General features: G+C 57.8%; 23 protein-coding genes. 15 read left to right on the forward strand and 8 right to left on the reverse strand.

The features are described 5' to 3' along the window. Positions 1-100 precede the first annotated feature (100 nt). From AC1DV9_RS13055 to AC1DV9_RS13110, 12 genes are all read left to right on the forward strand, one after another. A complete protein-coding gene (locus AC1DV9_RS13055) occupies positions 101-772 on the forward strand; it encodes a response regulator transcription factor (protein ID WP_477948280.1) in 672 nt (223 codons plus the stop codon). A gap of 139 nt (positions 773-911) precedes the next feature. Then, positions 912-3,572: a PAS domain-containing protein gene (locus AC1DV9_RS13060; RefSeq protein ID WP_477948283.1), complete on the forward strand. Its 2,661-nt coding sequence runs from the start codon at positions 912-914 to the stop codon at positions 3,570-3,572. Continuing rightward, positions 3,569-3,943, forward strand: coding sequence for a response regulator (locus AC1DV9_RS13065; protein WP_477948284.1), 375 nt, complete (start codon positions 3,569-3,571; stop codon positions 3,941-3,943). Before AC1DV9_RS13060 ends, AC1DV9_RS13065 begins: the two co-directional genes overlap by 4 nt. A gap of 133 nt (positions 3,944-4,076) precedes the next feature. After that, positions 4,077-7,079 carry a PAS domain-containing protein gene (locus AC1DV9_RS13070; protein ID WP_477948286.1) on the forward strand — a complete coding sequence of 1,001 codons (3,003 nt, stop codon included), beginning with the start codon at positions 4,077-4,079 and terminating at the stop codon, positions 7,077-7,079. Between the two features lie 174 nt (positions 7,080-7,253). Further along, positions 7,254-8,552, forward strand: a complete 1,299-nt coding sequence (locus tag AC1DV9_RS13075; RefSeq protein ID WP_477948289.1) for an epoxide hydrolase family protein — start codon at positions 7,254-7,256, stop codon at positions 8,550-8,552. A gap of 642 nt (positions 8,553-9,194) precedes the next feature. Then, positions 9,195-9,455 carry a SemiSWEET family sugar transporter gene (locus AC1DV9_RS13080; protein ID WP_477948291.1) on the forward strand — a complete coding sequence of 87 codons (261 nt, stop codon included), beginning with the start codon at positions 9,195-9,197 and terminating at the stop codon, positions 9,453-9,455. After that, on the forward strand, positions 9,452-10,549 hold the full coding sequence (locus AC1DV9_RS13085) for a sialidase family protein (protein WP_477948293.1): 1,098 nt from the start codon (positions 9,452-9,454) through the stop codon (positions 10,547-10,549). Before AC1DV9_RS13080 ends, AC1DV9_RS13085 begins: the two co-directional genes overlap by 4 nt. Positions 10,550-11,527: 978 nt before the next feature. After that, positions 11,528-11,728: a hypothetical protein gene (locus tag AC1DV9_RS13090; RefSeq protein WP_477948295.1), complete on the forward strand. Its 201-nt coding sequence runs from the start codon at positions 11,528-11,530 to the stop codon at positions 11,726-11,728. A 521-nt stretch (positions 11,729-12,249) separates the two neighbouring features. Beyond that, complete coding sequence (locus AC1DV9_RS13095) at positions 12,250-12,480, forward strand: hypothetical protein (RefSeq protein WP_477948297.1); 231 nt, start codon at positions 12,250-12,252, stop codon at positions 12,478-12,480. Between the two features lie 352 nt (positions 12,481-12,832). After that, positions 12,833-13,075 (forward strand): hypothetical protein, encoded by a 243-nt coding sequence (locus AC1DV9_RS13100; protein WP_477948299.1) that lies wholly within the window; start codon positions 12,833-12,835, stop codon positions 13,073-13,075. A 9-nt stretch (positions 13,076-13,084) separates the two neighbouring features. Continuing rightward, positions 13,085-13,651, forward strand: a complete 567-nt coding sequence (locus AC1DV9_RS13105; protein ID WP_477948300.1) for a 3'-5' exonuclease family protein — start codon at positions 13,085-13,087, stop codon at positions 13,649-13,651. A gap of 283 nt (positions 13,652-13,934) precedes the next feature. Continuing rightward, positions 13,935-14,186 carry a hypothetical protein gene (locus AC1DV9_RS13110; RefSeq protein ID WP_477948302.1) on the forward strand — a complete coding sequence of 84 codons (252 nt, stop codon included), beginning with the start codon at positions 13,935-13,937 and terminating at the stop codon, positions 14,184-14,186. Between the two features lie 551 nt (positions 14,187-14,737). Here AC1DV9_RS13110 and AC1DV9_RS13115 read toward each other — a convergent pair. The 6 genes from AC1DV9_RS13115 to AC1DV9_RS13140 form a co-directional block, all read right to left on the reverse strand. Then, entirely contained in the window at positions 14,738-14,968 is a 231-nt protein-coding gene (locus AC1DV9_RS13115) for a hypothetical protein (protein WP_112444000.1), read from the reverse strand. Positions 14,969-15,798: 830 nt separating this feature from the next. Beyond that, positions 15,799-16,074 carry a hypothetical protein gene (locus AC1DV9_RS13120; protein ID WP_477948304.1) on the reverse strand — a complete coding sequence of 92 codons (276 nt, stop codon included), beginning with the start codon at positions 16,072-16,074 and terminating at the stop codon, positions 15,799-15,801. Between the two features lie 11 nt (positions 16,075-16,085). Next, a complete protein-coding gene (locus tag AC1DV9_RS13125; RefSeq protein WP_477948306.1) occupies positions 16,086-16,385 on the reverse strand; it encodes a DUF982 domain-containing protein in 300 nt (99 codons plus the stop codon). 77 nt (positions 16,386-16,462) lie between these two features. Continuing rightward, complete coding sequence (locus tag AC1DV9_RS13130) at positions 16,463-16,936, reverse strand: Hsp20 family protein (protein ID WP_477948307.1); 474 nt, start codon at positions 16,934-16,936, stop codon at positions 16,463-16,465. Between the two features lie 165 nt (positions 16,937-17,101). Then, on the reverse strand, positions 17,102-17,392 hold the full coding sequence (locus AC1DV9_RS13135; protein ID WP_112443995.1) for a hypothetical protein: 291 nt from the start codon (positions 17,390-17,392) through the stop codon (positions 17,102-17,104). Between the two features lie 94 nt (positions 17,393-17,486). Next, on the reverse strand, positions 17,487-17,759 hold the full coding sequence (locus AC1DV9_RS13140) for an usg protein (protein WP_112389380.1): 273 nt from the start codon (positions 17,757-17,759) through the stop codon (positions 17,487-17,489). Positions 17,760-18,033: 274 nt separating this feature from the next. On the opposite strand from AC1DV9_RS13140, the gene groES reads away from it, so the two are divergent. From groES to AC1DV9_RS13155, 3 genes are read left to right on the forward strand one after another with little or no spacing between them, the layout of a single operon-like run. Then, positions 18,034-18,348: a co-chaperone GroES gene (groES, locus tag AC1DV9_RS13145; protein ID WP_168600401.1), complete on the forward strand. Its 315-nt coding sequence runs from the start codon at positions 18,034-18,036 to the stop codon at positions 18,346-18,348. 52 nt (positions 18,349-18,400) lie between these two features. Further along, complete coding sequence (gene groL, locus AC1DV9_RS13150) at positions 18,401-20,029, forward strand: chaperonin GroEL (protein ID WP_477948310.1); 1,629 nt, start codon at positions 18,401-18,403, stop codon at positions 20,027-20,029. Between the two features lie 54 nt (positions 20,030-20,083). Next, positions 20,084-20,383: a hypothetical protein gene (locus AC1DV9_RS13155; protein ID WP_477948312.1), complete on the forward strand. Its 300-nt coding sequence runs from the start codon at positions 20,084-20,086 to the stop codon at positions 20,381-20,383. 83 nt (positions 20,384-20,466) lie between these two features. On the opposite strand, the gene glgB is transcribed toward AC1DV9_RS13155, so the two are convergent. Both glgB and treS read right to left on the reverse strand, forming a co-directional pair. Then, on the reverse strand, positions 20,467-22,674 hold the full coding sequence (glgB, locus tag AC1DV9_RS13160) for a 1,4-alpha-glucan branching protein GlgB (protein WP_477948313.1): 2,208 nt from the start codon (positions 22,672-22,674) through the stop codon (positions 20,467-20,469). Next, a complete protein-coding gene (gene treS / locus AC1DV9_RS13165; RefSeq protein ID WP_477948314.1) occupies positions 22,671-25,967 on the reverse strand; it encodes a maltose alpha-D-glucosyltransferase in 3,297 nt (1,098 codons plus the stop codon). Before treS ends, glgB begins: the two co-directional genes overlap by 4 nt. Position 25,968 lies beyond the last annotated feature (1 nt).

Below are 25,968 nucleotides of genomic sequence, written 5' to 3' on the forward strand. Positions count from 1 at the left end.
GGCTGCTAAGCGAACTGATGATTTTGTCGCCAAGCGCACATTTTGTGATAGCATTTTTCGGGAAGTTGGCGACGACCTGGACAGCTCTTTGGGAGAGCACATGTACCGGATGACCTCCACGGTGACGACTTCGAAAGTAGGCGATCAGGATCGACCGACAGTCTTCGTCGTTGATGACGACATCTCAGTGCGAGAATCGCTGGAGCTGCTGATTGGCTCCGCCGAATGGCGACCCCTGCTCTTCGACTCCGCGCAAAGTTTCCTCGAAGCACCGGTTCTCGCGTCTCCCTGCTGCCTGGTTCTTGACGTGAATATGCCAGGACTGAACGGCCTCGATCTCCAGAGCATGATTACAACGAGCCGGAGCAGGATGCCGATCATATTCGTATCCGGTTTCGGCGACGTCCCGACGACCGTGAAAGCTCTCAAAGGAGGCGCGTTGGATTTCCTTACCAAACCGATCGAGACAGTTGCGTTCCTTGAGGCCGTGAGGTCGGCGTTGGAACGAAGCGCGGCCATGTTGCGTGACGATTACGACTCGCTCGCGCTGCAAGGTTGTTACGAGGCGCTCACCAAGCGCGAACGGGAGGTCATGGTGCGCGTGGTCAAGGGGCTTCTCAACAAGCAGGTGGCTTACGAGTTGGATATCAGCGAGATCACCGTCAAGGCCCATCGCGGCCAAGTCATGCGGAAGATGTGCGCCCGAACTCTTCCGGACCTCGTGAACATGGCTGCGCGCCTTCGGCTTGAGGAATCTGCAGAAATTAACTGAAGACAAAACTCTCGACCGGCGAGCGGTACAACCTGGTATGACCCGGCGGTAAAGGCACAACCGATACCATAGGATAATATACGGCTAGTTGTTTAAGACGCACGATTTCCGAGGGTGCAATCCCGCGAAAAGGATAGATATGAGCGTGGAACTCGTTCGGGTTCTGGAAGCGTTGCCAGGAATGGCTTTTACCGCCCTTCCCAATGGCAGCATCGATTTCATGAACAGCAACCTTCTTGATTTCCTCGGGCTTGCCGAAGCTGTGACGTTTTGGCCCCTAGACGCTTCCCCTGCAGACCTGCGGAAAACAACACAGCAATGGCACGCGCTGCTGTCCGGACGAGAGCCTTTCGAAATCACATTGCCAGTAAGTCATTCCTCCGCCTCGTCGAAAGAGTTGCATGTCCGTTGCAAGCCATCGATCGACAACAATCGAGTGGAGAGGTGGTACGGCTTGGCGACGCAGGGGCCGGACATTGCATCGCGACCAGATATGCGAGACGGCGCCGCCGAGAAGGCATCGGAAAATCAAACTGTCTTGGAAAGCATACCGGCTGGCATAGGAGTGCTTGATGCGGACGGAAACGTCGAGGCGATCAACGGCCACCTCCTGCAATACTACGGCCGGTCGCTCGATGAACTACGCTCCTGGGGCCGAAGTGACGTAGTCCATCCCGATGACATGCCGGGATTAACCAACGCCGTTCAACAGGCGGTCGTCAGAGGCACGGCCTACGAGATCGAGGTACGGCTCCGGCGCGCCGACGGCGAATACCGTTGGTTCCAAATCGTCGGTTATCCCCTTGCAAATAAAAGCGGCGGCATCGCCCGCTGGTACGCACTCCATATAGATGTCGATGACCGCCGGAAGGCCCAGGACGCGCTACGATCCAACGAAATGGAGCTTAGGAACATCGTCAATGCGATGCCACTCACCGTGTGGACGAGCCGCCCCGATGGATACTGCGACTTTGTCAACGATAGATGGCTGGAGTATGCCGGACTGAATGCCCAACAAGCGGAAGGCTTTGGTTGGGAATCCCTCATTCACCCGGGCGATGCGAGCCATCTCGCCAAGTCCTGGAACGCTTCTCTCGCTTCGGGTCAGCCTGCTGATTTCGAAGCAAGAATGCGCGGAGCCGATGGCGGATACAGGTGGTTTCTGTTTCGAGCGGCGCCGCTCCTGGGCGAAGATGGCAAGATCGTCAAGTGGTACGGAACACACATCGATATCGAAGATCGGAAGCGCGCGGAACGTGCGCTTGCCGAACGAGAGCGTGAGTCCCGTTTGATAGTCGACGGCATCGCAGGCATGATCGCGATCTTCTCCCCAGACGCCCAGTTGATCGACGGCAATCAGCAGATCCTCGACTATTTCGAGCGTCCGCTCTCGGAGTTGAACGACTGGTCGAGCAACGGCATCACGCACCCGGACGATCTTCAGACCTGCATCGATAGCTTCATGGGTTCCATAGCCACGGGGGAACCATACGATTACGAAACCCGATTTCTTCGGCACGACGGCACGTGGAGATGGTTCCAGCTTCGAGGGCTTCCCCTTCGCGACGGTGAAGGCAAGATCATCCGGTGGTATGGGCTATTGACGGATATCGACGACCGAAAGCGGGCTGAGGAGAAGCTGCGGAGAAGCGAGGCGTTCCTCGCGGACGCCCAACGCCTCAGCAAAACAGGGAGCTTCTTGCTCAATCTTGGCACGAGCGAAGTCACCTGGTCGGCCGAGACCTATCGTATCTTCGAAGTCGATCCGACCACGCCGGTGACGCTCGACGTCGTCTTGTCCCGTCTGGATTCCGATAGCCTGGCTACCGTGGAGCACGTCGTTGAACAAGCCAATAGGGGGGACGGCGACTTCGACTACGACATAACCCTGATTACGCCGAGCCAATCGCCGAAATACATTCGTGTGCTTGCTCATAGTGAGGGGAACAGGGACGGGGATCAGGAATTGATCGGCGCCGTGCAAGACGTTACCGACAGCCGGAAGGCGGAAGATGCGCTGAATAAGGCTCGTTCAGAATTGTCCTATGTAACGCGCGTTACCAGCCTTGGCGTGTTGACCGCATCGATTGCTCACGAGGTAAATCAACCGCTGGCTGGTATGATAACCAATGCGGAGACCTGCCTTCGCGTTCTGGCTTCAAATCCTCCGGATCTCGATATTGCAAAGGACACAGCTCGTCGGATGATCCGCGACGCCAACCGCGCTGCCGGCGTGATTACCCGTCTCTGGGAGATGTTTAGCCGCAAACCGCCCTATCTTGAGGACGTCAACATCAATGAGATCGCGGGGGAAGTCATCGCACTGATATCGAGCGACCTACAGCATGCGAAAACGTCATTGACCACCGACTTCGCCGACGATCTGCCGAGCGTGACCGGCGCTCGCGTGCAGCTTCAGCAAGTCATTATGAATCTCCTTAGAAATTCGATCGAGGCGATGCCGACCAGGGGAGATCGTCCAAGACGAATTCGCTTAAGAACGGAGTGGGGCCCTGGAGAAGTCCGCCTGTACATCGAAGACACCGGCATAGGATTCGCCCCCCAGGAAGCAGATCGCATTTACGATGCCTTCTATACCACGAAGTCAGACGGCATGGGGATCGGGCTATCGGTAAGCCGTTCGATTATCGAGAACCATCACGGTCGGCTGTGGGCTGCAACAAATGCCGACCATGGAGCCACCGTAGGCTTCTCGGTCCCAACGCCTCCCAACGGCGATGGGGAAACCACCGGTCGGTCGGCGGTACCGGCGGCAAGTGATATACAGAGGAATTTATGAATAGCCGCAAGAAACATATCTCCGTTGTCGATGACGACGAGTCTGTCCGTGAAGCTCTACCGGATCTCCTCCGCTCGTTCGGTCTGTCTGTTGAAGCTTATTCGTCCGCTGAGGCGTTTTTGAATTCTCAATCGTTGCAAACCAGCGACGGAATGTTCCTCGACGTGGCCATGCCCGGCATGACGGGCCCGGACCTTCAGCAGGAACTCGTTCGGAGAGGCCGAATTATTTCAATCATATTCATAACGGCGATCAAGGATGAGGACGTGCGGTCGAGGTTGATGCGTGCCGGGGCTTCTGACTGTCTGTTCAAGCCGTTCAGCGCCGAAGACCTTCAGAATGCGTTGCGACACGCATTCTTGTTGGACTGATATAAAAGGTCCAGCAATCGGATACGTGGCAATCCGGCATACGAATAGGTACTAAAGTGTCTAGTGCCGCGCAGTAGCCGTCAAATGATCAATATTGTAGGCTCTCGCCCATAAAGTGGGCTTTGAGTGGACGATGGGGATAGAGGTCTTTCAGTTGTTTGATGCGCTGCCCGGCGTGGTCTGGACCATGCAGAAGGACGGCCGTGTCGGTTTTGTCAACCGGAGCTGGATAGAGTTCACGGGGCTGCGTCCGGCGTCCGGGCAGGATTGGCGATGGGAGGATGCGGTGCATCCGGCCGATGTCGACGCGGTCTCGGGGCATCTGCAGGACCTCATGCACGTCGGGGCCGAGGGAACGTTCGAAGCGCGCCTTCGGAACGCCGCGGGTGAATTTCACCATTTCGTCATCCAGTGGGCCCCATTGGAAGAAGCTGTCGTCGGCGCAGCGAATTGGTTCGCGGTCGCGACCGATATTCAATCCATTGTTGAAAAACGGGAGAAGTCGGAAGCCGCACTCGATTTCCAGCTCGTCGTCGATAGCATCCCGATACCCGTGGCCGTGACAACACCTACTGGGGAAGTCGAAGGCCTCAACCAACTGACCCTCTCATATTTTGGGCTTAGCCTTTCGGATCTGAAGGACTGGAAGGCTTCGGAAGTCGTGCACCCGGACGACCTGAAGGAAACCATCGAAGCCCAGATCGCAGCTCATATGGCGGGTACGTCTTACAACGTTGAGAGCCGCCATCTTCGCGCCGACGGTATTTACCGGTGGCATAACGTGCTGGGTCTGCCGCTGCGAGACCGGTCTGGCACGATCCAGCGGTGGCTGCACTTGCTGATCGACATCGACGACCGCAAAAACGCCGAGGTCGCGCTTGCAAACAGTGAACGCGAGTCGCGCTTGATTGTCGGCACTATTGCCGGAATGGTCGCGCTCTTTACGTCCGAAGGCCGGTTGAACGGCGCAAATCAACAGCTTCTTGACTACTTCCAACTCCCCCTCGAGGAGGTGATGAACTGGGCGACCAACGGCATCACGCACCCGGACGACCTGCAGCACTGTCTCGAGACATTTACGGCTTCGCTCAAAACGGGAGAGCCCTATGACTTCGAGACTCGCTTCCGTCGCCATGATGGCGAATTTCGCTGGTTCCAGGTCCGCGGCCACCCGGTTAAAGCCGATGATGGCGGCATCGTCCGCTGGTATGGTCTGCTGACTGACATCGACGATCGGCGCAAGGCGGTTGAGGCGCTGCGCGAACGCGAGGTTGAGCTGCAATTGATTGTAAACTCGATCCCAGGCCTAATCATCGTGCTCCGGCCCGACGGGGCTGTGGAGAGCGTAAACGATCAGTCCCTGCGTTATTTCGGCTATGATTTCAACGAGCATCAAAGGTGGAAGACCAACGATATCATTCATCCTGACGATCGAGATCGGGGCGTGGCAAGATTCGCAGAAGCGGTCGTTTCTGGTCAGTCATACGAGGTGGTGGAAAGGCTGCGCCGGCACGACGGCGTCTATCGATGGTTCCAGGTGCGGGGAACTCCCGTGCGCGACCACGCGGGCGTGGTCGTCCGGTGGTACTTCCTGTTGAATGACATCGACGACCGCAAGCATGCCGAACTGGCGCTGGCCAACAGCGAAAGAGAATTCCGCCATATCGTCAATATGGTTCCGGGCCTGATCATACTTTCGCAGCCTGATGGAACGCTCGACGGGAGCAACCAGCAGCTACTGGACTATTTTGGAATCTCTCTCGACGAGGTGCAGCACTGGTCGACGAACGGAATAACTCACCCTGATGACGTGCAAGTCAATATTGACACCTTTATGGGAGCGCTAAAGAGCGGAAATCCTTACGACTACCAGAGCCGCTACCGACGACACGACGGCGTTTTTCGATGGTTCCAGGTACGTGGACAGCCACTTCGGGACTCGGAAGGAAAAATCGTCCGGTGGTATGGCCTGCTGACGGACATCGATGATCGCAAGCAGGGCGAAGATGACCTGCGAAGAAGTCAGGCCCTCCTTGTTGCAGGGCAGCGCTTGATCAGGACGGGCACGTTCTCCTGGCATGTGGAAACTGACGAGCTGATCTTGTCCGACGAATGGCTTCGTATCCTCGAATTTGAAAAAGAAGAAGTCGTCACCTTTGACAGGATCACGGAGCGGATTCACCCGGACGACGTCGCGCTATTTGCAGGGAAGATCGGCGCCGTGCGCGAAGGCGACGAAAACTCGGAATACGAGGTCCGCCTTCTCACCCGCAACGGCGACATAAAGTACGTTCGCGTCATCGGCGAGGTCATAATTCACCGGAATGGAAATCGGGAATGCCTTGGCGCGATCCAGGACGTCACGCAGAGGCGCTTAACTGAGGAAGCGCGCGACCAGTTGCGCACCGAGCTTGCGCGGGTAACCAGCATCCTCAGCCTCGGCCAGATGTCGGCGGCGATCGCGCACGAGGTGAACCAGCCTTTATCTGGCATCATCACGAACGCAAACACCTGTCTGCGGATGCTTGCAGCTACGCCGCCCGACATAGAGACGGCCCTTGAGACGGCGCGGCGCACGATCAGGGACGGCAATCGTGCTACCGAGGTGATTGCCAGGCTGCGTGCGTTATTCAGTAAGCGCTCCATCGAGTTCGAAGACGTCGATATCAACGACGCGGTGGATGAGGTAGTCGCCTTGTCTGTAGGTGATCAGAGACGCAACGGGATCGCTATTCGAACGCACTTCGCGAACTCTCTTCCCCCCGTCAACGGCGACCGCGTCCAGCTTCAACAGGTGATCAACAACTTGCTTCGCAACGCCATTGACGCGGTATCCGGCGTGAAGGATCGGCTAAGATTAGTCGAAATCAAAACCGAACTCGGCGGCGATGGGCAGATAAGCGTCGCAGTTAGCGACAACGGAATTGGTCTCGATCCGGACGGAAGTGCGCGGATCTTCGAAGCGTTCTACACGACGAAGAACAATGGGATGGGCATCGGTCTTTCAGTCTGTCGTTCGATCATCGAAAGTCATGGCGGGCGGCTGTGGGCTGAGGCAAACCAAGGGCCCGGCGTCACCATGCACTTCTCCGTTCCGTGCGCCGAAGAGGCAAGCATCACGGCAGCCTCGCAGTGAAAAGCTAGAATCCTGCCCCGCTCCGGTGGCCTGATCCGGTCACCTCCGCAAGACAGTCGAGCAGTCGGAACCACCCGATACAAAGGTGTCGGACATACCTTGGTGCAATTGTCGCAGAACTCCCTCGGTGCAAAATTCTTCTTCGTCACATAACGCACGAGCAAGGAGGACGCCATGTCCCGAGTAGAGCCAAATGTCACCCGTCGAACGCTGCTTGCAGTCGCGGCGTCCGCCAGCGCCATCGGAGTTTTTCCTGAAGTGTTCGCAGCAACCGGCAAGGTATCCGAGCTTCGACCCTTCAAGTTTGCCGCGTCCCAGGATCAACTCGCTGATCTCCATCGACGCGTTGCCGCCACCCGCTGGCCGGACGAAGAAAATGTCACAGACGACAGCCAGGGCGTCAGGCTCGACACTATTCAGAAACTCGCCACCCGTTGGAAAACCCACGACTGGCGAAAGGTCGAGGCTCGGCTAAATTCATTTCCGCAGTTCCTTACGGAGATAGACGGCCTCGACATTCATTTCATTCACGTCAAGTCGAAGCACGAAAATGCGCTTCCGATAATCATCACCCATGGCTGGCCTGGATCAGTCATCGAACAGATGAAAATCATAAAGCCACTCACCGATCCTACCGCCTTCGGCGGCACTGAAGCGGACGCTTTCCATGTGGTCATTCCTTCTCTTCCCGGCTATGGCTTCTCCGCCAAGCCCAGGCAGACGGGCTGGAACCCGCCACGCATCGCTGAGGCCTGGGCCGTGCTAATGCAGCGCCTCGGCTATACGAAATATGTCGCCCAGGGCGGTGACTGGGGCAATGCAGTGACCGAACTCATGGCGGTGCAGGAGCCTGCCGGTCTCATCGGCATCCATACAAACATGGCCGCCACCGTGCCGGCCGACATTGCCAAGCTGCTTTCCGCGGGGGGGCCTGCGCCGGCCGATCTCTCCGCCGATGAAAAGCGCGCTTATGAGCAGCTCGACGATTTCTATAAGAACGGGCTCGGCTACGCGATCGAGATGAACAACCGTCCGCAGACTCTTTACGGCATCGTGGATTCCCCGATCGGGCTCGCGTCCTGGATGCTTGATCACGACATCCGGAGTTATCGGATGATCGCCCGCTCCTTCAACGGAGAAGAGGAGGGTCTGACGCCTGACGATGTCCTAGACAATGTCACGCTTTACTGGCTGACCAACACGGCGATCTCGTCTGCACGGCTCTACTGGGACAATGCGCATTTCCCTTCCGGCGGCTTCTTCGATCCGCGCGGCATCAAAATCCCCGTAGCTGTCAGCGCCTTCCCCGACGAAATCTACCAGGCGCCGCAGAGCTGGGCAGAGAAGGCCTATCCGAAGCTGATCCACTATAACAGGCCGCCGAAGGGCGGGCATTTCGCCGCCTGGGAACAGCCAGAGTTGTTTACCGACGAACTGCGCGCCTCCTTTAAGTCGCTGCGGGACCAGATCTGACGTTGTCCAGCGGCGCAGTCGCCGCTCTTGGCAAGGATTACTCAAGCCTCAAACGCCTCCAAGACGCGTTGAAAACACCTGCCAACTTAAATTGTGCGCTAGCGATTACGGGCCCCATGGCGCCCGTAATCGCTAGCGCCAGAAAAAATCGGCTCAAAGAGTATAGGTGTTTAAGCAGCTTGCGACACCACCCCGAGCTGGTTCTACAAACCTTTCGACCAAGCAGTTGAGCCTGCTTTGGCCAGCTTGTCGAGCATCCCTCGCAGCTCAACTGCGTCCTTGTATTTTAACCCGGTTCCGACCGAACCGAGTACTGAAGGTCGTCGCCCCTGCGCGCGGCAAGAGAAGGCTCCCGGCGCCGCCGCGCGTAACCTCTGCGGCCGTCGCGTTCCAGCCCGCTGTGCTCGGCACTGCCTGCTACAGCAGAGGTTTGAGGACATCCTGCCGCATCCCCGAAAGGCCGGCTCTCAGCGCAAAATTTCCCGAGGGTGCGCATCCGAGCCTTCGGAACCGAAATATTTGTTCCGGGACTTCCATCGTGAAAGACTGGAGGTGTAGAGCGGTCGTGCAGGTCGTTTGTCGACAGGGCCAAGGAACATCATACTGACAGCGAAGTTCATTGGACGAATTCTCGAGGAGTCCATGGATCCTATTTCTCTCGTCGGCTACGCCGCCTCTTTCTGCTCTGTCGTGAGCTTCATTCCACAAGCCTCAAAAGTCGCGCGCACCAAGGACACAGCGGCAATCTCGATCCGCATGTACATCCTGACGGTAACCGGCTTCGCCCTCTGGACCGCGTTCGGCTCAATGAAAGGCGAGATTCCGATCATTCTCGCGAACAGCATCTGCTTCTGTCTTTCAGCCTTCATCCTCGCCGCGAAGCTACGAGGGCGTCGAAAATGAGCGATCAGTTGCAGATCAGCCATCACGAGGTCTTTCGTCGGCCTGGTCATTTTTCGGCGTGGCCGGCCAACTATGGTCTTTGGGCTTGGGATGAGGAAATCGTAGTCGTCTTCGCTGACGGTAAACTGGGCAGGCAAGGTGTGCTCCACGCCCGTGACAAGAGTCACGAGTTCAAGCCAATGCAGGCGAGAAGCGTGGACGGCGGCGCCACATGGTCGCCCGAGACTTTTGCGGGCTTCGTGCCGGGAGGCAAGAGCCTTTCCGCCGACGAGCATCTCGCTGTACCGTTGCGCTCAGGCTCCAAGCTTCGTGGGCAAGACATTCCAGCTCTTTCTACCCCTGTCAATTTTCTGGATCCTGAAATCGCAGTGATGGTTGCACGTACCGGCCTTGACGGTCGCGCCCATAGCTGGTTCTACCTCACGAGAAACCGCGGCCGGCGTTGGGAAGGACCATTTTTATTCAAGGGGCTCGACCTCAAAGGCCTAGCCTCGCGGACTGATATCGTCCCCCTATCAGACGATCACGCCCTCTTCATGATGACCGCAGCAAAGTCCGACGGCACCGAAGGTCGCTGCCTCTGCGTTGCGACAACCGATGGCGGGTTGACGTTTCATTGGAAGAGTTCCCTCCCGTTCGATGGAGACGGGTACGCCATCATGCCGTCGAGCCTGCGGCTTTGTGACGGTGCGATAGTTAGCGTTGTCCGACGCGGCCGGGGAATTGATCAACCGGGCTGGCTGGAGGCCTTCCGGTCTGAAGACAACGGTGCCACGTGGCATCCGTTAGGCATTCCAGTCGAGGATACCGGACCTGGCGGCAATCCCGGAAGCCTTGTTCGGTTGGGCCCGCAGCGCCTTGCTCTTGTCTACGGGTTCCGGGGCGACCGCCCTGGCATGCGTATGGTCACCAGTTCAGACGGCGGACGGAAATGGTCGGAGACGATCGACATCCGCAGGGACGCAGTGCTGCCGGACATAGGATATCCCCGTTCCGTCGTCCTCAACGACGGGCGTATCCTCTCTCTCTACTATTACAATTTCGGGAAGGAACGCTTCATCGCGGCGTCCACCATTTCGGGCGACGGTCATTAGTTCGGCCCTCGTGCCAACCCGATGTCGGCGTGGAGATCGCCCATGCCAATATCGCAGTCGTCTCGCCTCACCGGGTCGACCACAGTCCCAGGCCTCTCCTCCGCTAGTAGTCAACTGGATGACGGCATAACGAACTACAGACTGTCAAGGAAGAGCTTGTCCGTTGCAGCGAGAGGCAAGGTTTATGATCTAGTGGGGACGGCAGCGGCCGGGCGAAGCCCGACCGCTGCTTTGTTCACGCAAATGGGAAGACTCACCGGTTGGGCTCTTCGCCGCGCGAACCATCAATCGCCGTTTCATCGTCCACCGAATGTTCGAACTCGTCATTGGAAGGGTCACGGTCGTCGCTGAAAGTTGTGATTTGAATGAGGACGGCCTTAGCGTGACGTACGGCTGCATCGCCATCAAGTCATCCGTCGGAAGCGAGCTTCACAGCCACCAGCTCGTCGCCTTCTCCACGGAACTCGACCGTGATCATCCCGTCATTCAAATTTCCGATATGGGTTTCGATAAGCTGCATCTGACTACCTCTGTTGTGACTCTGTTGTGATCGGAGAAAACTTATTTGCCGCTGAAGAGGTTCCCGTGCGGAAGTAGGCAGACATGCGGTCAGTTGCCAATAGTGCGACTAAAGCTTTGCGCCGGTACGGCGGATGTCGATCACACTAAGGCTGTGCCGACTCGGTCGACAGGGTGCGCTGAGAGACTGCCCCGTTCTAATGATGGCACCGTCTCGGTGGGTGGGCTCTGTTTATCAGGCGACCCTGCTCGGTCATCCAGATGTGGCGTTGATGGACCTCTACGTGCCTTGATTGGGGCGGGCCTCTGTCCGAAGGTGAAACTCGGGCCGCTTTGCGTACTGAACGGTACCAGCGCAGCCCAGTGCGAACAGGCCTTCGAACATTCTGCGGAACAAGGATCAAGGTGCCGAAGTTTCTAAACGGGACCATGAAGGTCTCAAACAGAGGAGAAAACACCATGGCAAATCAAGGCGGATCGCACGAGCAGCACGCGAAGGCTGGTCAGAGTAAGTCGGGCTCCAAGCAGGCTTCCCCTGGCAAGTCTTCGACCGCGAAGTCGGCGTCGCCCGACACCGGCAGCACGTCCTCCGGTAAGCAGGGCGGCTCGCATGAGCAGCACGTGAAAGCGGGCCAGCAGAGCCATAAGAACAGCCATTGACGTTTTGAGGCCCGCGCTTATGGCGCGGGCCTTATGCATTAAGGCGAAGAACATGCGGTATTTTCTGAACATCCGGGACGGCCGAAAACTGCTTGTCGACCCAGACGGCACCCAATTCGAAACTGTCGACCTTGCCATCTAAAAAGCTAGGGCGAGCGCCAGAGATTTGTTGGCCGAAAATTCGCAACGGCGAGCATGTGGACGGGCAGCGTTCCGAAATCAGCGACCCCGATGGAGCAGTCGTCGCTACGGTCATCTTCAAGGACGCCCTTCTCTTTTGTCGTTCCCGGCAATCGTTGAAACTCTTGCCCCAAAGCCGATAAGATTCCGATGGGAACTTAAGCTCAGGGCGGTCGCGCATGGTGATGAGACTTCGGGTTGACACGATAAATCGGTTATCTATCAGCAAACTTGTGCGTAAGGTTCTTGCGGTCTCCATCGGTCCTGTCATCCCAGCTTAAGAGGAGGCCCGGGGAACAGCTTCCGTGTCTGCGAGTTCCTTCTGAACAAGGAGAACGACCATGACCGCCAAGTCCATTCCAGGCTCAGTTAAGCTTCCTCCGAAGTCTCTGAACAATGATACTCAGGACGACGAGCTGCCCGAGACCAACGTCGACGACCGCCGCGCGCCGCCGGTGAACATAGGCAACAGCCGCGAGGCGGGCGACGGTCTAACTGACGCCGATCCGACCACGGGCCGCGCCGGCCCGAACGACCGAATTCCCGCTCCGCAGACGGCCAACCGGGATTGATGCGATGGAAGAGCGCAAGGGATATGCCAATGCCGACGAGGTGCAAGCCGACGACCTCTGCCGGCGGAGAAAGATGTTCGCCGACAACAGTCTGGCAAAGAAGGCACCTTAGACAGGTCGGACGACGACCAGCGGCTTCCGCAGCACGCGCCATCCGAAGAGGAGCAGAAGATGACAAAGATCACAACCGGCCCCAACGACGCCCCGAAGATACCAGCCTTCCTGTCGAAGCGACGGAAGAAGAAGCTCTCTGGATAAAGGCAAAGGTCGAGGGCACAAACGACGAAGAACGCAAGGATGACGCCCGCGATCTCGCAGCGCAGCTCGCCCGTCCCAAACACGGTACCGCCTGATGCCGGGAACGTTCTCCTCGCTCAGCATCGTCGCCTACGACCTTGATGACCGAGGCGAGCCCGTCCAGGCATGGGAGACCGTAGTCGGCGAGACGGAGGCAGAGGCCATCGGCGAAGCAAAAGAAGCAGCCGGCCACCACGCCGGCGTTCTTGTGGTGCGGCGAGATGGCCGTCCCGCAGTCGGAGAAGAAGCCGACCCCGTCGTCGTTTTCCGGCTAGGTAGAACCGGCGACTTCGACTAGAGATCTATCATGAACGTGTTCCTCGATTTCGAAGCTTCCTCGCTTGGCAAGCACAGCTATCCGATCGAAATCGCATGGGTGTTCGAGGACGGCCGGGCACGGTCCCTCCTGATCGCCCCGGCGCCGAACTGGACGGATTGGTCGGCAGAGGCCGAAGGCATCCACGGCATCTCCCGAACGGCGCTAGCCAATGAAGGCGTTCCGGTTACCCTTGTCGTCCAAGAGATGATGGCGACGCTCGCAAATCATGATCTCTACGCGAGCTCACCGTCGTGGGATGGGAAGTGGCTCAGCGTCCTCCTTCGCGCTGGTGGCGTTGCGAGACACGCGCTTCGCGTTCGCAAGTCGGACGATCTCTTCGTTGAATTTGCTTCGAAGCGGCTTCACGACAGCCAAATGCGGGGCGTCGACCCTGCTGCGCTCGTCTCCGAAGTTGTCGCCGGCTCAGAGCCCGCTAGGCCTGCCCATCGCGCGCTCCCGGACGCCGCCCTAGAACTCAAGAGATTGCACATGGTGCAAGAGGCTGTCGAGAGCTTAGTCGCCGCGCCGTCGCGTACCCAAATCGCCGAAGGGTGAACCAACCGACTCCGGCTTTGAGACTGGTCGGCGAATTCTAAGAAACGACGGCGAAACCGATATCTTTGAGATGAAAGGAGGCAACATCCTCGATCCGCCTTTCCGCGATGACAAGCTGGGCGTCGCTCATCCCCGCTTCGTACGCGGGCATATCCCCGACCCGCTACATGTGGTGCGCAACATGGCATGCGCGTTGTGACCGGGAGGACGCGTCATCCGTGCGACGACGACTACGACGGACTACTGTTCTTGCCCGAGCCACCGGGGTTTTCACCGGTCTGGCATGCGTACCAGCGAACCTATGATAGGCATGGGAAACAATCCCGTCGTCGGTCGTCGCCTCGCGCAGTTGCTTCATCAGGCTGGCTTAGTTCCTCGCCGCAACACATTCGTCTTCTTCGGCGGCGGCTGCGCAGGCGATCGCGATTTCGAAGACCTAGTCCGGAACACAGCAAGTATCGTCGACGAAGCGATCGACGACATCATCGCAACCGGGCTTTCGCGAGACGCCGCCCAGCAGCGCGCGACGCTTTGATCGCATAGAGGCGCCGGATTCGGCGGTCTGGCGGGCGCTGAACGTCACTGACCTGCCGGTGTTGCGATGGGTTCGGTACAAGTGGCGAGGGTCTTCAAATCATCGTCCAGATCGTCGGCCTATGGCAAGCCGAGTCAATCATCCCGTTGCTCGCTGCTGGAGAGCATCAGCTCGACGCGCGGCCTTTGTCCTCAACTCTGAATGTTTCCATTGATGCGACACGGCCTTTTCGAAATGGGCGCCGTGCCGCTCTGCCATAAAGTCTATCAGACGCCGCACCGAACGCCGCATCTTCGCTAGCCGCTCGCCTCGATCACGCTGGTGATTACCGCCGAACGGAGGGACGCGGCCCCAATTTACCGGCACTCTGGATGGGCCGTGTTCTTGTCGAGGTCTGGCCCTGGAAGTCGGCTTCGGGCAATGAAAAGGAATTGCGAAGCAAACCCGCGTCTCGCAACGGCATCAGAGAACGAGAAATCCCCTCTAGGACTACTGCTCTAGGGACAAGCTTGTCATCCTGCCAAGTGAGATGCCGCCAGCCTGTAAGCGCTTCACTGTGCAATCCAGGCAAAGCGCCATTCGTCGGGTTGACCTAGCGCGTAATTATATCTGGCCGTACCGGTCAAATCTTGTCTGGCCTTCATCTCGTCCATCAGCCAGGCTGCAGATGGAATTCCCGGCAGCTGACAACGATGCACCGCTCCTGCCACTTCATCAAGGGTTCCCACCCCGATGTTGGGAATGGCTCCAGGCCTCATCAGGGTCCAACTGTACTGTTTCATGCAAGCTCCACCATGACGTGTTACATAGCGCGCCCTCCACACTTTGGGGGGCTCGGCCGCGCGGCCACGTGCACACGACCGAATACAAAAATGCACTTGGCCGTGTTCTGGTTCCTGCGCGGCTACACTGAAGTCCCGCACACTAAGCGTGTTGCCATGTCTTCGGCTTGATGGTTCAATCGGCACGGCTGAAACAGGCATCAGCCTTCTGGACCCATCCAGCTCTTGGCCCGCCCGGCGTTCTCCGGCGGGCCTTTTGCTAGATTGGCGAATCTCCAACAGAGCATTGACGTCATCGTTTGACGGGACGTTCAAGACTTTGCACAGGCCCACGCTTGTACGATCTCCACAGTGCGGCTGGAAGGAATAGGCATGATCGTCGGTAACTACGGCCGCGCGAGGTTCACCCGCGAGGCCGTGGTAGATCAAAGCAAGCCAACAGCGCCCGGGGTAAACGACACGCTTCTGATTAAGCACGGGCCGCGGGGCCTCGAGCCTTGGCCGCAATATGCGCTGCACGGTCACGATGAGGGCAGTTCCTTGAGACTTAGCGGGGTTTGATCACCTGCCATGTCGCTCGGTTGCCGCCACCATCTAGGCGGCAGCCGAAACCCTAAACGGGATCGCTACCACAGGAAGTGCGTGTCTGCATTCCAGCCTTCGTGTCGGCTCATACGGGCAACGTGTCGCCACATCGATACCGTCGTTTCGATGCACGGCTTTCGAACACCGTGCATCTCCTCGACCACAGGGCCAAATCCTCATCTTTTTAAACCGCAGTCCGGCATCCCATTGGGGAAAGGCCCGTACTTCCGGTGTGGTGCACGGAACTAAGAATTCCGCAAATCGAGTTCTATTAGTGCTGACTGAACCTCATCGATTAAGACCGGTTCTGGCGTTCCCGGCAAGTGCCGAAGCGCCGGCTTCGAGTCGACCGCGTAAAGGTCGGACGCCCACGCAGCAAGGATCGTCCGTTTGTCATCGGTCGAGAGAGACGACGCCTCTACAACATCTGCCGGCCGTCTAAGATGCATCCCCCGCATCAACACAATCGGACCCATTGTTGCTGCATTGTCGATCAACTGCTGCAACACGATGTGCCTCATAATACTTGACCTCACTGCACGTGGGGATCGCGGTCGCTTCGCGCGCGAGACGCCACGACAGCAGATGTTTGAGGCGCAAGAAGTTCATGCTTCTGCGCGAATGCTACAAACAAACCACGCGCCGTCTCCGCTTCGATCTCGCCACGAAGCGCCGCCTGGCATGCTTTAAGGGCGACTGAATGCGCCGTGTCCGTGAACGAAGTGGGCCACTCAACAAGATGTCGGTAAGCATCCATGACGGTGCGAACTTCTGCAGGAAAGCCAAGGCCGACGAGAATGGTGACAGGTTTTCTGAACATATCGGGTTTCATCGTTCTCTCCTTTCCAACCCGGAATGTCGATGGGCGCCATCGCGATGGCGCCGCTGACCATTGAATGAACTAAAAGGTCACGCCGCCTTCTGCGCTTCGATCTGCGCAGGAGCAGTCGACGTCAACGCAGGCGTACTCTGGATTGAGATCTTCCTGGGCTTCAATGCTTCAGGGATCTCACGGAGCAACTCAATCGAGAGAAGACCGCTGTTCAAATCTGCTCCGTTCACCCGGACATGGTCGGCAAGCTCGAACCGGTGTTCAAACGGGCGTCCGGCGATGCCGCGATGCAGGTAGCCATCGGCCGGTGTCTCCTGCTTCTTACCGGTGACGGTCAGCAGATTGGACTGGAAAGTGATATCGAGATCGTCCTGTGCAAATCCAGCCACCGCAATCGAGATCGTATAGGTGTCGTCATTGTTCTTGACGATGTCATAAGGCGGCCAGTCGTTGGTCGACCGGGCACGCTGGGCGTTCTCCAGAAGAGTGAAGATCCGGTCGAAACCTACGCTCGAGCGGTAGAGAGGTGCGTAGTCGTAAGATGTTGCCATAGCCATATCCTCCTTGAAGCAACATGGGTACGAGAGTGCCAAAAGCGGCGCTCCCGGCGAAGTCAGCCCTGTCTCAGCGGCTGGCAGTAATCGATTTGGTTTTAGCGATTTTCCGTTTCAAGATCGGCTGCGCATTTTTTTCGCCGATCGCAAGTTGCCCCATCGTCAGTGCACTGAGCGACTAAGAACGCGATGTGGGTACGCTGCTTTGAACTTCGAAATCATCGCGCAGGCTTGCTGCAGTACCCGTTCGGTCGCTTCGGGATTGTCGCGCGCAAGTTCGTCGGCGTTTATGCGGATCGCTTGCGCCATATTCGCCGACATCACAGCGAAACGGCCCTCACCGTAGACAAGTGCATCTTGCGAAGCAGTCTCGAGCCAGCGCGCGAAATCAACAATGATCTCCTCCCTCTCCGGGATGCTGGCACCTTTGATGACTTTAATGTTTTCTTCCACGTGGTCTCACTCCATACAGACGTGGAAAGCGACCGGACTGATCAAGCCCCGATCGCCGGGTGAGCTAGGAAGCGGAAATATCAAAATCAAGAGTTCAGTGAAGCTTGAACTCGCCCTCGACACGGCGCCATTCGTTCGGTCCAATCAGACGCCGGTGTGTATAGCGGACGGAGTGTAGCGGTCCGTCGAGGCTGTTGCGCCAGAAGTCCAGGAATTTGCGCATTTCTGGAAAGTCCGGTGCAAGATCGTAGTCCTGCCAAACGTAGGTTTGCAGGACGGATTCAAAATCGGGAATGCGGTAGAGGATGTGCGCGGTGGTGAGGCCGTAGCCGTTAAGCTGACGCTCGAAATCCGACGAGAATTGCATGCTTCATCTCCGTTTCATGACACTGCGAAGGTGACGTAAAATCATCCATCTATCAACAGTATTCTTAAACCATCAAAGGCGTTTATTGTTCCTTTCCAGTATATTAGCAGCCGGCGACATCGAGTGCTAATTTTTTCTCCCGCCCTCTTGAAATCACAAAATCTCGAAAATAAATTTTGAACGCGAACGCTCAGATGAGGTTCGCCCCGTCCGGATTGGTCACCCGGTCCGGCAGGGGATTTTGCGTCATCTTTTTTGTCCAATGGAGGAAAACATGTCGTTCCGACCGCTTCATGATCGCATTCTTGTCCGTCGGGTTGAATCCGAAGAAAAGACCAAGGGTGGGATCATCATCCCTGACACTGCCAAGGAAAAGCCGCAGGAAGGCGAAGTTGTCGCCGCTGGCCCTGGTGCACGCAACGAGGCTGGCCAGATCCAGGCGCTCGACGTCAAGGCTGGCGACCGCATTCTGTTCGGCAAATGGTCCGGCACCGAAATCAAGATCAACGGCGAAGATCTGTTGATCATGAAGGAAAGCGACGTCCTGGGCATTATAGAAGCTCAGGCCGAGCAGAAGCGGGCCGCGTAATCACGCATTACCGCCCATCAGTCAAAAAGCTGCCTATTGAAGGAGTGAACAAATGGCTGCGAAAGAAGTCAAATTCAACACCGATGCACGCGAACGCATGCTGCGTGGGGTCGATGTCCTTGCCAACGCCGTGAAGGTCACGCTTGGCCCAAAAGGCCGCAACGTTGTCATCGACAAGTCCTACGGCGCGCCGCGCATTACCAAGGACGGTGTTTCGGTCGCCAAGGAAATTGAACTAGAAGACAAGTTCGAGAACATGGGCGCCCAGATGCTGCGCGAGGTGGCATCGAAGACCAACGATCTCGCCGGCGACGGTACCACCACCGCAACTGTCCTCGCCCAGGCGATCGTCAAGGAAGGCGCCAAGGCCGTCGCCTCCGGTCTGAACCCGATGGACCTTAAGCGCGGCATCGATATTGCCGTCGACGCCGTCGTTAAGGAACTGAAGACCAACGCCCGCAAGATCACCAGCAATTCCGAAATCGCCCAGGTCGGCACCATCTCGGCCAACGGCGACGAAGAGATCGGTAAATATCTAGCAGAGGCGATGGAAAAGGTCGGCAACGAAGGCGTCATCACCGTCGAGGAAGCCAAGACCGCCGAGACCGAGCTCGAAGTTGTCGAAGGCATGCAATTCGACCGCGGTTACCTCTCGCCGTACTTCGTAACCAATCAGGACAAGATGCGCGTCGAGTTCGAGGACCCCTATATCCTCATCCACGAGAAAAAGCTGTCGAACCTTCAGTCCTTGCTGCCGGCCCTCGAAGCCGTCGTGCAGTCCTCCAAACCGCTGCTGATTATCGCGGAAGACGTCGAGGGCGAAGCTCTTGCTACGCTCGTCGTCAACAAGCTGCGCGGTGGTCTGAAGATTGCGGCTGTCAAGGCGCCGGGGTTCGGCGATCGCCGCAAGGCGATGCTCGAAGACATTGCCATCCTGACCGGCGGCACTGTCATCTCCGAAGATCTCGGCATCAAGCTTGAGAACGTAACGCTCAACATGCTCGGTCGAGCCAAGAAGGTGGCGATCGAGAAAGAAAACACCACCATAATCGACGGCGTTGGCTCCAAGTCCGAGATCGACGGCCGCGTCGCCCAGATCCGGGCGCAGATCGAAGAGACCACGTCCGACTACGATCGCGAGAAGCTGCAGGAACGTTTGGCCAAGCTGGCAGGCGGCGTTGCGGTGATCCGTGTCGGTGGCTCCACGGAAGTCGAGGTCAAGGAGAAGAAGGATCGCGTCGACGACGCGCTTCATGCAACGCGTGCCGCCGTCGAGGAAGGCATCCTGCCGGGCGGTGGTGTTGCGTTGTTGCGGGCTGTAAAGGCACTCGACGATCTTGCAACCGCCAACCAAGACCAGAAGGTTGGTATCGAGATCGTCCGCAGGGCGATCGAGGCCCCCGTTCGCCAGATCGCCGAAAACGCTGGTGCCGAAGGCTCCGTCATCGTCGGCAAGCTGCGTGAAAAGACCGACTTCTCCTTCGGCTGGAACGCCCAGACCGGCGAATACGGCGATCTTTATACACAGGGCGTCATCGATCCGGCCAAGGTCGTGCGGACCGCACTCCAGGATGCGGCCTCGGTCGCCGGCCTTCTGGTCACGACCGAGGCGATGATCGCCGAGAAGCCCAAGAAGGATGCCGCGCCGGCGATCCCGGCTGGGGCAGGCATGGATTTCTAAACAATCGGGCCAGGCTCGCCCCACTCGCTGGGGCGAGCCAATCGCGGAGTGGTTATGAGCTTGCCATCGAAAGAAGACGCGCGTCTGTGCGCGAGTGTTGTCAGGGAGATCGCACGGGCCAAAGGAATAACGGGTGACCCGACCTCCGTCGGAGCGCTGACGGTAGCAGTCGCCAGACTCTTCAATAAGGGTCTGCGGGACCGCGAAACTCTTCTGTCAGAGGCAATGACAATCGTCGATGAGCTGATGTCTGATAAGGAACGTGACTCGCTTTCCGGCGTGCTCCGACACACGAACCGAGGTGCCATCGATCGTCTATCGAGCCAGACGATGAGTGAGGACAACCAGCAATAACAGCCAAGCCGGCCACTTAGCACTGCTTCATCCGGTGAACATCATCCCCGTAAGACGTCTCGACGACGTATGCGTCTGCCGCCTTACTCTCGGATGAACATAACCGTGGATAAGGGCGGCAAGTCCGCCTCTATAGAAAACGATCGACCATGCGCGGCATTGGTTTGGGACTGAGCGTCTGAAGTTGCCATGCCGGAGCCACCATATACTGTATCATCGGTGCTGAGGATTCGGCGCCAAAGGCCGTCCAACGGCACGCCTATCCGGTAACGGTGCCGTGGTACCGGCGTAAAGTTTGATACGATGAGGCAGACGGCCTTTTTCTTTTCGTCGTACCGGATCATCGCCAGCACAGAATGTTCAGCATCGTCAGCGACAGCCCACTCGAATCCATCCGAATTCAGGTCTCCGTATTGTAGGGGCGGAAAATAAGAATACACTCGGTTCAAATCCCTGACCAATCGCTGGAGCCCGCCATGGCGAGGCTCGTCGAGCAGATCCCACTCGACTGAAGTGTCGTGGTTCCACTCGCTCCGCTGTCCGATGTCGCACCCCATGAACAAAAGCTTTTTGCCTGGATGGCCCCACATGAAACCGTAAAGCGCTCTTAGGTTTGCACGCTTCTGCCAGTCGTCGCCCGGCATCTTCGTCAGCAAAGAACCCTTACCGTGCACCACCTCGTCATGGGAAAACGGTAAGACAAACCTTTCCGTGTAGGCGTAGATCATCCCGAATGTCATAGAGCTGTGATGGTATTTGCGATAGACGGGATCATCCGACATGTAGTGGAGGGTGTCATGCATCCAGCCCATGTTCCACTTCATATCAAAGCCTAGGCCGCCATCTTCGGGCGACGCCGTCACCTTTGGGAACGCCGTTGATTCTTCGGCGATCATCAAGACGTTCGGGTGGCGTTCATGCACGACGCTATTAAGATGCTTGAAAAATTCGATGGCTTCCAGGTTCTCGCGGCCCCCATACCGGTTGGGTATCCATTCCCCTTCTGGCCGGCTATAGTCTCGGTAAAGCATCGAGGCCACGGCGTCGACACGAAGTCCGTCAACATGATACCTGTCCAACCACTCCAAAGCGCTGGCGATCAGGAAGCCTTTCACCTCGGCCCGGCCCAAGTTGTAGATCAGTGTATTCCAGTCGCGGTGATACCCTTCTCGCGGGTCCTCGTGCTCGTACAAAGCCGTTCCGTCGAACCGAGCGAGGCCCCAGACGTCACTGGGGAAGTGAGCTGGAACCCAGTCCAGAATGACGCCGATATCACTATCGTGGCAGCGGTCTACGAAACAGCCGAAGTCCTCTGGCGTGCCATACCGTCCTGTCGGCGCAAACAGCCCTAAAGGCTGATATCCCCATGAACCGCCGAACGGATATTCCATGATCGGCAAGAGCTCGACATGGGTGAACCCCATTTCTTTGACGTACGGTATCAGCCGCTGCGAGAGCTCGAACCAGTCGAGTGACCTGCCCCCGTCGGTCATTTCCCGTAGCCACGATCCAGCATGGACCTCGTAAATCGATATCGCACGACCCAAAACGTTTGTGCTTGCGCGTTTCTCCATCCACCGAGCGTCGCGCCACCTGACGGGTTCAGGGGACGCAACGACGGAAGCCGTAGACGGCGCGGCTTCAGCAGCTCGTGCGACTGGATCGGCCTTCTGCGCGAGCACGCTCCCCTGACCATCCAAAATCTCGAACTTGTAGCGCTCTCCAACCGTCAGATCCGGAATAAAGATCTCCCACACGCCAGCCTCGCGCCTCAGGCGCATAGGATGTCGTCGACCGTCCCAGGTGTTGAAGTCACCAACAACCGACACCCGACGGGCATTCGGCGCCCAGACGGCAAAACGGACACCCTCAACGTCTTCGACCCAAATCGGATTCGCGCCGAGCGCCGATGCAAGTTGATAGTGCGTTCCCTGGGAAATAAGATGAAGGTCGAGTTCGCCGAGCAGCGGAGCAAACCGATAGGGATCGTCGGTTTCCTGCGCGCCACCTGGCCAGAGGATTTTCAGCCGGTACTTTGCGCCGCTTTCGACCGAAGCTTCGAAGAATCCAGCCGGGTGCACTCGCGCCGATACCGCGAGAACCGTGCCGCTGAGGCTGTCAAGCAACTCGACGCCGAGCGACCCTGGAAAAAACGTGCGGACCTTCGTCTCGCCGTTGGCTGTTTCATGCGGACCGAGAACGCCGAAAGGGTCCCCGTGCCGGCCCTCGACGATCGCAACCAGTTCATCGGGATCAAGATCCGATGTCATCGCTACTGCTTGCTGTGTCATGCAGGCTCTCCTTGGAGCCGCGACACGATTTCGGCGAAACCAAACAGAGGTATCGGAAGCCACTTCGGCCGGTTGCGGGCCTCGTAGGCGATTTCGTAAGCGGCCTTCTCCAAGAGAAAGATGTCGAGGAGTTCTTGTACCGTCTGGGGATCACTTGGCAGGTTCGACGATCCAGCCAAGGCATGAGTGTAATTTTCAAGAAAAAGTCGTTTGGCGGAAGTGCCGAACCGGACGATAAGTTGGCGCCGGCGTTCATCGTGATGGTCGGAAACAGCGTCGTTCTCGAGCGTCGCGGTTGCCACCAGGTAGTCTAGCGAGCGTAGTAGTCCCGCCGCGTCCCGCAGGGGGCTCGTCTTGGCACGACGCTCCGCGAGATTGCGCGCAGGTTCGCCTTCGAAGTCGATGATGACGGCGTCGCCTTCGGTCACCAAAATCTGACCCAGATGGAAATCGCCATGGGCGCGCGTAAGAAGCGTCGTCGCAGATTTTTCAGATCGCCGAGCCGCGAGATCTAGGATCTGGTCCCTCTCAGCTAGCAGCGACCGAACTGCATCTTCGAGCGGGCCCTCAATAGTATCAGCGATCTCCTGCAGTTTCGAGAATGCATACGCGATTTCCCCGGTGACCGATCTTTTGATCGTGTCGACGTCCGCCAATCCAGCCCGGCGGGGTGCGAAAGACGGATCTTCGGTCGGCTTGGCTAGCAGCACATGCAGCTCCCCGAGGCGCTGGCCGATCATGGCCACGAAACTGAGAAGTGGCCTTAATTGATCGTCGGCAGCGTCCAGCTCGGCTTCGGTGGTCGCAACCTCGTCGGCAACGCGGCGCAGATTGGCGAGCATCCAGTTCCACGCGTCTCCCTGGTTGCGGATAGCGCCTTGCACGACGATAAGTGTTGAGCGGCGCCCTTCTCCGTCGGTGCGAGCGACCTCGCCAAGAAGGGGTGCAGTGTGTTCATATTCCTGCAGGGTTAGATGGCGCGTCATCTCTACTTCGGGATGGATGCCTTCAAAGACGTGCCTAATGAGTTTTATCATTGCGACGTCGCCAACGATGAGAGAACTATTAGACTGCTCGGCTGATAACCACCTGATTTCCATCTCGTCGTTGATATCCAGGCGGTCAAGGAAGTCGGTTCCAATATACTCTATGGTCCCGGACCGACCGGTGATCTTAGATCGATTTTTCAGACCCTCGATGATCCCCCGCGCCATGGGCTCGACGGTAAATCCATCCGTCAAGAAACCGACACGCCGCCCTTGCCGAATTCTCGCGAGGGCCAGTTGTTGCCCGAGGATGTTGGGCGTGGTGTCATCCCATTCGATCGCGAGCGGAAGCTGATAGCTTTCGACGTGATCGGGCAAGACTGCCTCGACTTCACCGAGCACGACGCCGTCGGCGAAGGGTATGGAGCTCGCCGAAATCAGTCTCGCCGACTGAAGCGGCTGGTCCTTTGCGCCGAACCATCGCCGTCTCGCCAGGTACGCCGGAAGAATGTCGCCGGCCAGCACGGCTTGATGTGGAGTTTCATCGAAAAGTTCGGTGAGGCTGCGCCGGATCACAACCGTATGAAAATCTGGAAGTTGCTCCGGCGGAGCGGTGCGCCATGCGGGACCGTCCGATTGAGCGTTGAGTTGAAACCAGAAGAATCCGTAGGGTGGCAGCGTCAGAAGATAGGTGAGCTGCCCGATCGGCGGAAAAGGCGACATACCCGTAAGCTCGACAGGCACTCGACCCTCGTAAGCCGAGAGGTCAAGTTCGACGGCTTGAGGGACTCGCGACAGGTTGGCCACGCACAGTATCACCTCGTCGTCATGCTCGCGGATATAGCCCAGAATGCGCCGGTTCTCCGGTGTCAGAAATCGGAGCGATCCTCTGCCGAAAGCGGGATGGCGACTGCGCAAGGCCAGCATTCGGCGCGTCCAGTTCAACAACGAGTGCGCGTCTGAAGTCTGGGATTCGACGTTGAGGGCCTCATAGCCATATTGCGCGTCCGAAACGGGCGGAAGCACCAAGCGCGCAGGATTGGCTTTAGAAAACCCGCCGTTACGATCGGGGGACCACTGCATCGGTGTGCGAACGCCGTCGCGATCTCCGAGATAGATGTTGTCGCCCATTCCGATCTCGTCGCCATAGTACAGCACAGGTGTGCCACGCATCGATAGAAGAAGTGCGTTCATCAGCTCGATCCGCCTACGGTCGCGCTCCATGAGCGGTGCGAGACGGCGCCGGATGCCGAGATTGATACGCGCCCGCTTGTCGGACGCATACGTGTCCCAGAGGTAGTCGCGTTCCGCATCGGTCACCATCTCCAGCGTCAGCTCGTCGTGATTTCGCAGAAAGATTGCCCACTGGCATGTATCAGGAATGTCCGGGGTCTGCCGCATAATGTCTGTGATCGGAAAGCGATCCTCCTTTGCAATTGCCATATACATCCGCGGCATGAGGGGGAAATGAAACGCCATGTGGCACTCGTCTCCATCCCCGAAATATTCGCGGGTATCCTCCGGCCACTGGTTGGCCTCGGCAAGCAGCATGACGCCAGGATGGGTTTCGTCGAGCGCCGCTCGGATCCGCTTCAGGATTGCATGCGTTTCCGGCAGGTTCTCGTTATTCGTCCCTTCACGTTCAACCAGGTACGGGATTGCGTCCAGACGAAAACCATCGATTCCCGTCTCCAGCCAAAAGCGCATCACAGACAGCAGTTCTTTCATTACGAGTGGATTGTCGAAATTAAGATCGGGCTGGTGCGAGTAGAAGCGATGCCAGTAGTATGCCCCAGCGGTCTGATCCCAAGTCCAATTGGATTTCTCGGTGTCTATGAATATGATGCGGGTCTCGGGGAATTTACGGTCGTTGTCAGACCAGACATAGAAGTCGCGTTCGGGGCTCCCCGGAGCAGACTGCCTCGCCCGTTGAAACCAGGGGTGCTGGTCGGAGGTATGGTTGATGACCAGCTCCATAATCACCCGGATGTTCCGATCGTGGGCGGCTGCAACGAATTTGCGGAAGTCGTCAATCGTGCCGTAATCGGGACTGACGCTGCCATAGTCTGCGATGTCGTAACCGTCGTCGCGCCGCGGTGAAGGAAAGAAGGGCAGCAGCCAGATGGCATTGACGCCAAGCGCCGCAATGTGATCGAGCTTTTCGAAGAGTCCTTCGAAATCCCCTATCCCATCGCCGTTGGCGTCGTAGAACGACTTAATGTGCAACTGATAAATGATGGCGTCCTTGTACCACAGCGTGGAGTCCGCAGTCTCGGTCCGGTTCTCGCTTGTCGACACGGCGTCCATT

The organism is Rhizobium sp. 01L410, from assembly GCF_056400165.1.

Coding starts and splice junctions, on each gene's coding strand:
- AC1DV9_RS13125 (WP_477948306.1), bottom strand. CDS start 16,385: ATGAAACCCGATATGTTCAGAAAACCTGTCACCATTCTCGTCGGCCTT.
- AC1DV9_RS13085 (WP_477948293.1), top strand. CDS start 9,452: ATGAGCGATCAGTTGCAGATCAGCCATCACGAGGTCTTTCGTCGGCCT.
- AC1DV9_RS13055 (WP_477948280.1), top strand. CDS start 101: ATGTACCGGATGACCTCCACGGTGACGACTTCGAAAGTAGGCGATCAG.
- AC1DV9_RS13115 (WP_112444000.1), bottom strand. CDS start 14,968: ATGAAACAGTACAGTTGGACCCTGATGAGGCCTGGAGCCATTCCCAAC.
- AC1DV9_RS13130 (WP_477948307.1), bottom strand. CDS start 16,936: ATGGCAACATCTTACGACTACGCACCTCTCTACCGCTCGAGCGTAGGT.
- AC1DV9_RS13060 (WP_477948283.1), top strand. CDS start 912: ATGAGCGTGGAACTCGTTCGGGTTCTGGAAGCGTTGCCAGGAATGGCT.
- AC1DV9_RS13065 (WP_477948284.1), top strand. CDS start 3,569: ATGAATAGCCGCAAGAAACATATCTCCGTTGTCGATGACGACGAGTCT.
- AC1DV9_RS13105 (WP_477948300.1), top strand. CDS start 13,085: ATGAACGTGTTCCTCGATTTCGAAGCTTCCTCGCTTGGCAAGCACAGC.
- groES (WP_168600401.1), top strand. CDS start 18,034: ATGTCGTTCCGACCGCTTCATGATCGCATTCTTGTCCGTCGGGTTGAA.
- AC1DV9_RS13090 (WP_477948295.1), top strand. CDS start 11,528: ATGGCAAATCAAGGCGGATCGCACGAGCAGCACGCGAAGGCTGGTCAG.
- AC1DV9_RS13080 (WP_477948291.1), top strand. CDS start 9,195: ATGGATCCTATTTCTCTCGTCGGCTACGCCGCCTCTTTCTGCTCTGTC.
- treS (WP_477948314.1), bottom strand. CDS start 25,967: ATGGACGCCGTGTCGACAAGCGAGAACCGGACCGAGACTGCGGACTCC.
- AC1DV9_RS13095 (WP_477948297.1), top strand. CDS start 12,250: ATGACCGCCAAGTCCATTCCAGGCTCAGTTAAGCTTCCTCCGAAGTCT.
- AC1DV9_RS13070 (WP_477948286.1), top strand. CDS start 4,077: ATGGGGATAGAGGTCTTTCAGTTGTTTGATGCGCTGCCCGGCGTGGTC.
- AC1DV9_RS13140 (WP_112389380.1), bottom strand. CDS start 17,759: ATGCAATTCTCGTCGGATTTCGAGCGTCAGCTTAACGGCTACGGCCTC.
- AC1DV9_RS13075 (WP_477948289.1), top strand. CDS start 7,254: ATGTCCCGAGTAGAGCCAAATGTCACCCGTCGAACGCTGCTTGCAGTC.
- groL (WP_477948310.1), top strand. CDS start 18,401: ATGGCTGCGAAAGAAGTCAAATTCAACACCGATGCACGCGAACGCATG.
- AC1DV9_RS13155 (WP_477948312.1), top strand. CDS start 20,084: ATGAGCTTGCCATCGAAAGAAGACGCGCGTCTGTGCGCGAGTGTTGTC.
- glgB (WP_477948313.1), bottom strand. CDS start 22,674: ATGACACAGCAAGCAGTAGCGATGACATCGGATCTTGATCCCGATGAA.
- AC1DV9_RS13110 (WP_477948302.1), top strand. CDS start 13,935: ATGCGTACCAGCGAACCTATGATAGGCATGGGAAACAATCCCGTCGTC.
- AC1DV9_RS13120 (WP_477948304.1), bottom strand. CDS start 16,074: ATGAGGCACATCGTGTTGCAGCAGTTGATCGACAATGCAGCAACAATG.
- AC1DV9_RS13100 (WP_477948299.1), top strand. CDS start 12,833: ATGCCGGGAACGTTCTCCTCGCTCAGCATCGTCGCCTACGACCTTGAT.